At 75.4% G+C, this 399-nt stretch carries 1 protein-coding gene; it reads left to right on the top strand.

The window, feature by feature from the left end; translation table 11 throughout:
- Nucleotides 1-159: 159 nt before the first annotated feature.
- Nucleotides 160-399 (top strand): response regulator (locus LPA54_RS41030; RefSeq protein ID WP_228985490.1); only part of this gene is annotated, 240 nt, incomplete at its 3' end.

Genomic DNA, 399 nt, shown 5'->3' with positions numbered 1-399 from the left:
CCTGGTACGAAGTGCCGCGCGCCCGCCTTCCCGCGCGGTCCGCGCGCACGCCCGCGCGCCCGGCGGCGACCGCGCATACGATGGGCGCGGGCCGGTGCGGAGGCCGCGACGGGATCTCGGCCCGCCGCGCCGGGGATCCGACCACGCTGTGGGGGACGCATGGCACAGCCCGCCGACGCCGCCCGGACCGTCATCATGACCGTGGACGACGACCCGGGTGTCTCCCGCGCTGTGGCGCGGGACCTCCGGCGGCGCTACGGGGCGTCGTACCGGATCGTGCGCGCCGAGTCCGGCGAGTCCGCACTGGTGGCGCTGCGCGAACTGAAGCTGCGCGGCGATCTGGTGGCGGTGATCCTCGCCGACTACCGGATGCCTCGGATGAACGGCATCGAGTTCCAG

The organism is Streptomyces sp. DH12 (assembly GCF_020873895.1).
Lineage (GTDB): Bacteria > Actinomycetota > Actinomycetes > Streptomycetales > Streptomycetaceae > Streptomyces.
This window is presented reverse-complemented; position numbering and strand designations above follow the sequence as displayed.